This is a genomic window from Fictibacillus phosphorivorans, assembly GCF_007673525.1.
Lineage (GTDB): Bacteria > Bacillota > Bacilli > Bacillales > Fictibacillaceae > Fictibacillus > Fictibacillus phosphorivorans_C.
This window is the reverse complement of the sequence record NZ_VDZU01000001.1, coordinates 3116854-3125476: the sequence shown is the minus strand read 5'-3', so window position 1 is coordinate 3125476 and position 8623 is coordinate 3116854. Positions and strand designations below refer to the sequence as shown.

11 protein-coding genes are annotated in these 8623 nt (G+C 37.5%); all 11 read left to right on the top strand.

The window, feature by feature from the left end; translation table 11 throughout:
* Positions 1-365 (top strand): hypothetical protein (locus FS458_RS20805; RefSeq protein ID WP_222122238.1); only part of this gene is annotated, 365 nt, incomplete at its 5' end.
* Positions 366-472: 107 nt separating this feature from the next.
* A complete protein-coding gene (locus FS458_RS15685) occupies positions 473-1414 on the top strand; it encodes a VanW family protein (RefSeq protein ID WP_144702304.1) in 942 nt (313 codons plus the stop codon).
* Positions 1415-1466: 52 nt separating this feature from the next.
* Positions 1467-2327 carry an MBL fold metallo-hydrolase gene (locus tag FS458_RS15680; RefSeq protein WP_144702301.1) on the top strand — a complete coding sequence of 287 codons (861 nt, stop codon included), beginning with the start codon at positions 1467-1469 and terminating at the stop codon, positions 2325-2327.
* A 17-nt stretch (positions 2328-2344) separates the two neighbouring features.
* Positions 2345-3115 carry an alpha/beta hydrolase gene (locus FS458_RS15675; protein WP_144702298.1) on the top strand — a complete coding sequence of 257 codons (771 nt, stop codon included), beginning with the start codon at positions 2345-2347 and terminating at the stop codon, positions 3113-3115.
* Positions 3116-3130: 15 nt separating this feature from the next.
* On the top strand, positions 3131-3589 hold the full coding sequence (locus tag FS458_RS15670) for a GNAT family N-acetyltransferase (protein WP_144702296.1): 459 nt from the start codon (positions 3131-3133) through the stop codon (positions 3587-3589).
* 28 nt (positions 3590-3617) lie between these two features.
* Entirely contained in the window at positions 3618-4370 is a 753-nt protein-coding gene (locus tag FS458_RS15665; RefSeq protein WP_144702294.1) for a sugar phosphate isomerase/epimerase family protein, read from the top strand.
* 14 nt (positions 4371-4384) lie between these two features.
* Positions 4385-4792, top strand: coding sequence for a GNAT family N-acetyltransferase (locus FS458_RS15660; protein WP_144702291.1), 408 nt, complete (start codon positions 4385-4387; stop codon positions 4790-4792).
* A 12-nt stretch (positions 4793-4804) separates the two neighbouring features.
* A complete protein-coding gene (locus FS458_RS15655; RefSeq protein ID WP_144702288.1) occupies positions 4805-5197 on the top strand; it encodes a VOC family protein in 393 nt (130 codons plus the stop codon).
* 787 nt (positions 5198-5984) lie between these two features.
* A complete protein-coding gene (locus FS458_RS15650; protein WP_144702285.1) occupies positions 5985-7031 on the top strand; it encodes a M3 family metallopeptidase in 1047 nt (348 codons plus the stop codon).
* A gap of 370 nt (positions 7032-7401) precedes the next feature.
* The gene (locus FS458_RS15645) at positions 7402-7587 is read left to right on the top strand and encodes a hypothetical protein (RefSeq protein ID WP_144702283.1); all 186 of its coding nucleotides are present in this window, start codon (positions 7402-7404) and stop codon (positions 7585-7587) included.
* Positions 7588-7775: 188 nt separating this feature from the next.
* Complete coding sequence (locus FS458_RS15640; RefSeq protein WP_144702280.1) at positions 7776-8528, top strand: gamma-glutamyl-gamma-aminobutyrate hydrolase family protein; 753 nt, start codon at positions 7776-7778, stop codon at positions 8526-8528.
* Positions 8529-8623: the final 95 nt, after the last annotated feature.

Genomic DNA, 8623 nt, shown 5'->3' with positions numbered 1-8623 from the left:
GCGGAGCAGGTCAAGGTGGCGGAGCAGGTCAAGGCGGCGGAGCAGGCCAAGGCGGCGGAGCAGGTCAAGGCGGCGGAGCAGGTCAAGGTGGCGGAGCAGGTCAAGGCGGCGGAGCAGGCCAAGGCGGCGGAGCAGGCCAAATTGAACAAGGTGAAGGTCAGCAACAAGAACAGCAACAAGGTCAACAAGAAGAAGGCCAAGAGCAAGAAGTACCAAAGCAGATGGAAGAACAAAAAGGTGAGACACCACAAGCACCACAAGCACCTAAACAAGAAATGCAACAAAAAGATTCAAATCAAAGTCCAAGTGTTCAGCCTGGAAAGAGCAGTCCATCACCAGGGATGAAAGATAATGGAAAAGACTAAAAATATAGTATGAAAACCAAATTTTAAATGAAAATAACAAAGAGGTCATATTCATGGTCTCTTTGTTTTTGTGAAAAAGAGAAATAATTAATCGGAGTGATCGGTCAATGTTGCAAGTATGGTTAGCTGGACTTCTTTTATTATCGACAACTGCAAATCAAAACACGGAAACGTTCATTGTGAACCAAGAAGGTCAAAAGCTTGCAGAAGTAAGCCGAAAACAGTTCGAAGGCTCAATTCCTGGATTTCCAATGATCGATGACACGAAATATAATCAGTTCGTTGATCTGCTCGATAAAAGATCATATAAAGCACCTATTAATGCTAAATTAAACGATTATGGTGGCATCATACCTGGCCAAGTTGGTTATAAATTAAATCGAAAATTATTTAAAGAAAAGTTTTATACGTATTTTTTTGAAACGGGACCGAAAACGATTGATGTGCCAGAAATGAATATCTATCCAAAAGTTGATACTGAGGTACTTGCTCATATTAAGAACCAGCAGATCGGACAATATGTTACATACTTTAATTCAAATAATAATAGCCGAACAACAAACATTGAGCTTGCTGCTAAAGCACTTGATAGTCATGTTGTTTTTCCGAATGAGACATTTTCTTTCAACAAAGTCGTAGGCAGACGAACAACCGCAAAAGGCTACATGCGTGCACCGATCATCGTTAGAGGTGAACTGTCTGAAGGAATTGGGGGCGGTATATGCCAAGTCTCATCTACGCTGTTTAATGCAGTAGATCGAGCAGGATTAAGAATCGTTCAACGCTATTCTCATAGCAAACGTGTTCCATACGTTCCATCAGGGAGAGATGCGACCGTTAGTTGGTACGGACCAGATTTTCAATTTCAAAACAAATACGACCAGCCTATACTTATTCGTGCAAAACGATATGGAGGAAGTTTAGTCATCAAACTTTATTCTTCTGAAATCCTTGATCAAAGAAAGAGAAAAGTACCGAATGCACCTACTCATATACCGGAAGAAATACAAACAGATCAGAATGTGCATCTTTCTAACCCTAAGAGATGATTTAAAGTACAATAAAGATGTTCACATGTTTTTGAATAGGGAGTTGGATCGTTTGCAGACATTAGAAAAACTAACAGAACGTTTTTGGTACCAAACACCTGTTTCAGACACAGATCGCCCAATTTTAGGAGCTGTTGTGGGAAACGAAATGACTTTGATGATCGATGCAGGAAACTCAGAAAAACATGCATCTTACTTTTTGGATGAACTGCGTAAAAAGAATATACGAAATCCAGATCTCGTAGTTCTTACGCACTGGCATTGGGATCACATTTTTGGATTGCCTGCATTAAACATTCCATCCATTTCTTCATCAGAGACAAAAACAAAAATGCAGGAACTTCTTCCTTTTTCATGGAGTGATAAAGATCTTGATGAGAGAGTAAGGCAAGGCGTTGAAATTGAATTTTGTGCAGAAGCTATCAAAAAAGAATTTCCAGATCATCGAAACATCAAAATAAAGCTACCGACGATTACGTTTCATGAAAATATGGAAATTGATCTAGGTGGGGTATCATGTGTACTTCAACATGTTGGCGGAGACCATACAACAGATTCGATCATTGTATACATAAAGGAAGAAAAAGTTTTGTTTTTATCCGATTGCCTCTATGCAAATATGTACGCACCTAAAAATAACTATACGGTGAATCGAACGCTAAATTTGTTAGATCAATTAGAATCGTTTGACGCGGATTTTTATATATTTTCTCATTGGAAGGCAGCTACGAAACAAGAGTTTCTAACAGAGATATCCATATTGCGAAGGTTTGCTAACCTTACAAAAGAATTTGAAGGTAATCCACAAGCAATTGAAGAAGAATATAAAGTCCAGGTTGATCGTGAACTAAATGAAGATGAAAGAGAAACCTTACAGTTTTTTGTTAACGGTTTCAACCTCAACCTAGATTAATAGAATGGGAGAATAAAATGCTACAGACATTCAAAGTGACCATTGCGCAATTTGGAGGAATAGAAAGACAGATCCGTGTGTGTCTGCCTGACGATTATACTGACAGTCATGAACAGTATCCCGTACTTTATATGCATGATGGTCAAAATTTGTTTCATGATGAAGACGCCAGCTACGGTGTTTCATGGGGCTTAGCGGATTATTTATCAAAGAGTAAAGCTCCTCTTATCATCGTTGGAATCGACTGTAATCATGAGGGATTTGAACGTTTTAATGAATATGCTCCATGGGAAAACCCGACAGTAGGACCAGAACTTCTTAAGTTTGAAGGAGTTTATGGAGGAAAAGGGGAGGCGTACATCGAGTTTATTTTGCATACGTTAAAGCCGCTGATCGATGAAAAATACAGAACCAAACCTGACGAAACATTAATGGCAGGCAGTTCGATGGGTGGACTGATTTCCACGTATGCAGCATGTCGCTACCCTCATATATTTCAAAGAGTAGCAAGTCTTTCTTCAGCTTATTGGTTTAATCAAACAGAGATTGAAAGGTTTATAGAAGAAAGTGACTTAAGTGGGCTCAAAAGGTTTTATATGGATATTGGAACAGATGAGGATACATCAAAAGTGGATGCTGCTCATTATATACGTTCTTCCGAAGAGGTTTATGAAGTTTTTAAGAAAAAGAACATCGACGTGCAATTTAAAATAATCGATGGCGGAGTACATCATGAGACAGCTTGGCGAGAAAGGATGCCTAAGATTATTGAATATCTGATGAAGTAAAGGGGAGATAGGCGTTTGATCACATTTGAGAGAATGGACAACAAGCAGTTTAAAGATTACCTAAAGTTTATGTTGCCTGATTATATTCGTGATACAGCTGAACATTATAAACTAGATACTGAGCTTGCTACTGAAAAAGCAGAGAAACAAATGGAACAACTGCTCCCAGATGAGGAAAAAACAGAAGGACAGCATTTGTTTCAAATTAAAAGCGAAAATGAACTAGCAGGTTACCTTTGGTTTCATGTTTCAAAAGAAGAGAAGAAAGCTTTTCTTTATCATATTTACTTGCTGGATGCATTCCGTAAGCGAGGGATTGCTCAAGCCGCTCTTCGCTTTTTTGAGAATGAATCAAAAGATGAAGGAGCTGACTATGTTGGTCTTCATGTATTTGGTTCGAATGAAAACGCAATTGCTCTATATACAAAGCTAGGCTATAAACAAGCATCCATATCGATGAACAAAGTTTTGTAAACGTTTAAAACAAGGGAGAGAGATAAACATGAGAAAAATTGGATTGCAACTATACTCCATACAAAAAGAGGCTGAAAAGAATTTACTAGGTACATTGGAAAAAGTAAAAAGCATTGGATATGACAGTGTACAATTTGCTGGATTGTTTGGAATATCTGCTAAAGAAGTAAAAAAGGTATTGAATGAAAATGCTTTAACGGTTGCTGGAGCTCATATTCCACTTCAGCAATTTTCTGGAGATGCATTTAAAAAGCAAATGGAAGATCAACTTGTCTTAGAGAATGATTTAATGATCATGCCATACTTAACGGAACATGAAAGAAGATCGATCGACGATTACAAGCGTGTAGCAGACGTGTTGAACGAAGCCGGATTAAGAAGCAAAGAGTATGGAATCCGTGTTGCTTATCATAATCATGATTTCGAATTTTACGAGCTTGATGGTAAGATGCCGTTCGATTTGCTCTATCAAGAAACAGACGCTGATCTAGTGAAGATGGAACTCGATACGTATTGGGCAAAATATGCTGGGTTTGAGCCTGAAGAGCTTCTTAATAAGTATCGCTTCCGTTGTGTATCCCTTCACCTCAAAGATATGGTAGAGAAAAATGGTCAAAAACAGAGTACGATCGCTGGAACGGGAATTCTTGATATCGGTAGTTTCTTAAAATTAGCAGATGAACAGAAAGTAGATTATTGCGTGGTCGAGCAAGAACATTTTGAAGGAGATCTTCTTGCAGAAGTAGAAAAAGGTGTGCAGAACGTTAAAGCACTTTTATAGAGGAGAAAACAGCTGTGGAGGATGTAGCATTTGCTTCTTATATAGAAAAGAAGCATTTTGAGCCGATTCAAGAACTAAACAAACAAGAAGGTTGGACACAATTAGTTGAAAGGTACAAAGAAACAAAACAAGCATGGAGTAGATCTACTATAGCCTATGTCATGTTAAAGAACGAAGAGGTAATAGGTTATGTACGAGGGCTAACAGATGAACACGTAACGCTCTATATATGCGAGATGCTGATCTCAAAGCCTTATCGAGGACTAGGATTAGGTGGAAAGCTGTTGAACATCATTCAAGCGAAGTATCCAACAGCACGTATGGAGATGCTTGCATCACGTATATCGCACACTTTTTATGAAGGGCAAAATTTTAGACCTTTTTACGGATATCGAAGAACGTATGAAGAATGTAAATCTTAGGAGGCGTCTTAAATGAGTGAGAAAGTAACGAGTATCTCTGCTGTTCAAAGCCACATCAACAATGTATTCGTGCATGTAACTGATCTAAAAAAATCTGTAGAATGGTATGGTGATCTATTGGGGATAACGATAGATTTAAGTGAAGTGCAATCACCTGTACATAACATTCCAGTAACAGGACAAACAGGATTATCACTAGATGATCATACGTTTGACCCTTCTTTCCACCGATCACCTGGTTCTGGTCCTATGTTTAATCTATTTGCACCAGATATTGATGCAGCTTACAAAGAGCTACAAGGAAAAAACATGAAAGTCATTCGAGAGATTGAGTGGCACGGTGAAGTAGCTTGGTTTAACGTGGAAGATCCAGATGGAAACGTGATAATGATTTGTAATTGCTAGCAACGAGATTTATAACAAGCTGACCCATACTCGTACTTCATATGTACGAGTATGGGTCAGTTTTTTTGTGCAAAAACGAATAGCAGAATATTCTATCTATCAAGTATTTTCCTATTTGTGGTAAAGTGGATAATAGAACGTTTTCGGGAGGAATCGAAATGAGCGAGCAGAAAATAAATGAACTAAAAGAAGAGTTTGAGAATCTTGTAAGCGTAACCATAACTTCCATAGATGATCTCATGAATTTTTTAAATCAGCAAAAAAGTGTTTACGAAAAAGTAGAAGAAGAGATGCTTAGACATTATATTGCATTCCAATGCCAAAGTAATAACGACGAAATTAAGCAACAGTTTGAATTTGATCAGCAGCACATAAAGCCGATGTTGAAAAAGTACCAATCGATACTGGATGAGAAAGTACTAGAATCACCTTATATGGCAGAACTGCAAGACGATGTTTTTGGAGAATATAAAAAGAAGCTGAGAACGCAATTTGCTCTTTTTCAAGAAGCCAACTTAGAAATAGAAAAACAAGAAGATGCTCTCACGAATCAATACTTTGAGGTCACTGGCAGTCTCTCTTCAAATTGGGAGGGAAAAGAAGTAACGATTAGTGAACTTTTTGTTCATATCAGAGATTCTAAGCGTGACATAAGAGAAAAAGCGATGAAAGCATTGTACGAGCCCATCTTGAAAGAAGAAGAGAAACTACAAAGTATTCTTGACGAGTTGATTCAATTACGAGTGAAAAAAGCAGCGAACGCGGGTTTAGATGGTTTTAACGATATATGTTCAAAAAATATTATAGATTTGACTATACGCCAGAGGATTGTAAGGAACTCGCTGAATCCATACGAGAACATGTTCTTCCGATCACCATACAACTTCAAAAAGAGCATAAAGCTGAAATCGGAGTTGATGTTTATAAGCCATGGGATGTTCAAGCGGAAGCAATCGGTCGAAAACCTTTACGACCGGTAAGTTCTGATGTGGAGCTGATCAATAAATCAGCGAAAGTTTTAAGCGAACTGGATGTTACATTTGGTTCACTTGTCCATGAAATGAATGAGAAGAAACTTTTTGATTTAACGAGCAGAAAAGGAAAAGCACAGGGGGGATTCTGTGAATCACTACCTGAAACTGGGCTTCCGTTTATCTTTATGAATATGTCTAACACGGATAGTGACCTAGTTGTTTTTATGCATGAGATGGGGCATGCGATTCACGATTTATTGAAGAGTGATCAAGAATTATATGCTTATAAACAAATTCCAATGGAGTCCGCCGAGCTAGCTAGTATGAGTATGGAGCTTTTCACGATGGACCGTTGGAATGAGTTCTACAAGACAGAAGAAGAACTAAATCGAGCGAAGAAAGATCAGCTAAAAGGGGCTTTGATGAGTCTTCCATATATTATGGTCATTGATCAATTTCAGCACTGGTTGTACCAACATCCTAATCATACGTGGGAAGAACGGACGAAGAAGTTTGGAGAATTGAAAGATCGCTATGATGCTTCAATCGTAGATTGGAAAGGGTATGAAGAATGGAAAGTAAAAGGGTGGTTCTATACCCTTCATATATATGAAGTTCCTTTTTATTTTGTTGAGTATGCGATTTCGCAACTTGGTGCTATTCAATTGTACAAAAATTATAAAGAAGATCCAGAGGGAACAATCAACAAATATAAAGAAGCACTGAAACTTGGAAGCTCTAAGTCACTTCCAGAAGTTTATAAAACAGCAGGTATCGAATTGGATTTTTCATCTAATAAAATTGCTGAACTTATGGAGTTTGTTGCAAAAGAATTAGATCTACTATCCGTCAGTAAATAATAAAACAAATAATTAAAGAATTTAAATAATTTAAAGGGATTAAGCTCTATTAGTAGAAATATTAGGATAAGGCGCACTTTATATAAATATTGTGGATTATAAAATTAACCAATAAAGAGGTGTCCATAAATTCTTGTCATAACCGGTTGGTGAGAGAGTAGCTAATTGAACTGCTGACATACCAATTCCGATATTGAGCCGGACTCTATTCCCAGTGAACAAAGGAGATTGTATGCTGGATTCTCAATAACGAGAGTAAAATATGCATGTTTTAACATACGATTTAGGATTCATTTTCCTAAGTAGGGGAAAATAAAGTTAAATGGCATATTGTTAATGGCAATTAATCGGAATACGAGGGGTGAGAGGTATGAGAAAACCCGATGACGAGAAATTATGGGACACAGGCACATCAGATTTCGAAGAAGGAGATAGAATCACCTTTCACAATACCGAGCAAGGTGTTGAGAAAACTTACACTGTGAAACGTGTAAAAGAGAATGGTGATATTGAACTTGTTTATTCTGTAAGAAAGCCGAGACCACCGATACAATAGCATGCGATATAAATAGTAGGAACAGCTCACATGTTTAGTGAGCTGTTTTTCGTTTCTATTTTTGAATGAAAAATGTAATAGGTATGAATAAATGGTTAATAGTAATAGGAATGATAAATTATGGGTGTTTATGAATAGGTTATTAAGGTAAAAGATGAGTGAACAGCATATTGGAGAGGAAGTTATATATGACTCAAAAGCCATTAATTGGATTAACAAGTACGATCATGTCAATCAATACGATTGAAACTCATAATGAAAACGTTGATACGATCGTTGTTTATAATAAATTTGCAGAAACCGTTAGAGATGCAGGAGGAATACCTATTGTCATTCCAATGGGTAAGCCTGAAGAAGCTGAATATTATGCAGAATTGTGTGATGGATTAATCTTTACAGGTGGAGAAGACATTAGCTCCATCACTTATAATGAAGAACCTCACCCAAAGGTGAAAAAGGTGAACAAACACCGTGATGACTTTGAGATTGAATTAGTGAAAAAAGCACGTGAGAACGAAAAAGCCATTCTAGCTATGTGTCGAGGCTATCATTTATTAAATGTTAGTTATGGAGGTACAATCATACAGGATGTGGAGAGTGAGTTTTCAGATAGTATTAATCACTTCCAATCTTCTGCAACACGAACAGAACCTTCTCACACCGTTCGCATTGAAGAAGATAGTAAACTGTATAAGATTGTTGGGGAAAAGGAAGTTGCCGTAAACAGCTTTCATCACCAAGCAATAGGAAAAGTAGGTAAAGGACTCCGAGTAGCAGCACGAGCATCTGACGGTGTAATCGAGGCATTAGAATTAGAAGATCAGAATAAAACATTCTTGCTTGGAACACAGTGGCATCCAGAAGAATTGAGACATGAAAATGAGAATATGATGGCGATTATTACAACATTTATTAAAGAAGCGAAGAAAAATAAGGAATAGAGATTGAAACCTCCACAACAGGAGGTTTCTTTGTTTGTTTGGAAAGGGAATGTTTAGAAAAGGAAACTTTTTTTAAGGTAACCCCGTAGTATATA

What these genes read in the sequence shown, in the direction of transcription:
- FS458_RS15655 (WP_144702288.1), top strand. Translation starts at nt 4,805, where the DNA reads ATGAGTGAGAAAGTAACGAGTATCTCTGCTGTTCAAAGCCACATCAAC.
- FS458_RS15645 (WP_144702283.1), top strand. Translation starts at nt 7,402, where the DNA reads ATGAGAAAACCCGATGACGAGAAATTATGGGACACAGGCACATCAGAT.
- FS458_RS15665 (WP_144702294.1), top strand. Translation starts at nt 3,618, where the DNA reads ATGAGAAAAATTGGATTGCAACTATACTCCATACAAAAAGAGGCTGAA.
- FS458_RS15640 (WP_144702280.1), top strand. Translation starts at nt 7,776, where the DNA reads ATGACTCAAAAGCCATTAATTGGATTAACAAGTACGATCATGTCAATC.
- FS458_RS15685 (WP_144702304.1), top strand. Translation starts at nt 473, where the DNA reads ATGTTGCAAGTATGGTTAGCTGGACTTCTTTTATTATCGACAACTGCA.
- FS458_RS15675 (WP_144702298.1), top strand. Translation starts at nt 2,345, where the DNA reads ATGCTACAGACATTCAAAGTGACCATTGCGCAATTTGGAGGAATAGAA.
- FS458_RS15650 (WP_144702285.1), top strand. Translation starts at nt 5,985, where the DNA reads ATGTTCAAAAAATATTATAGATTTGACTATACGCCAGAGGATTGTAAG.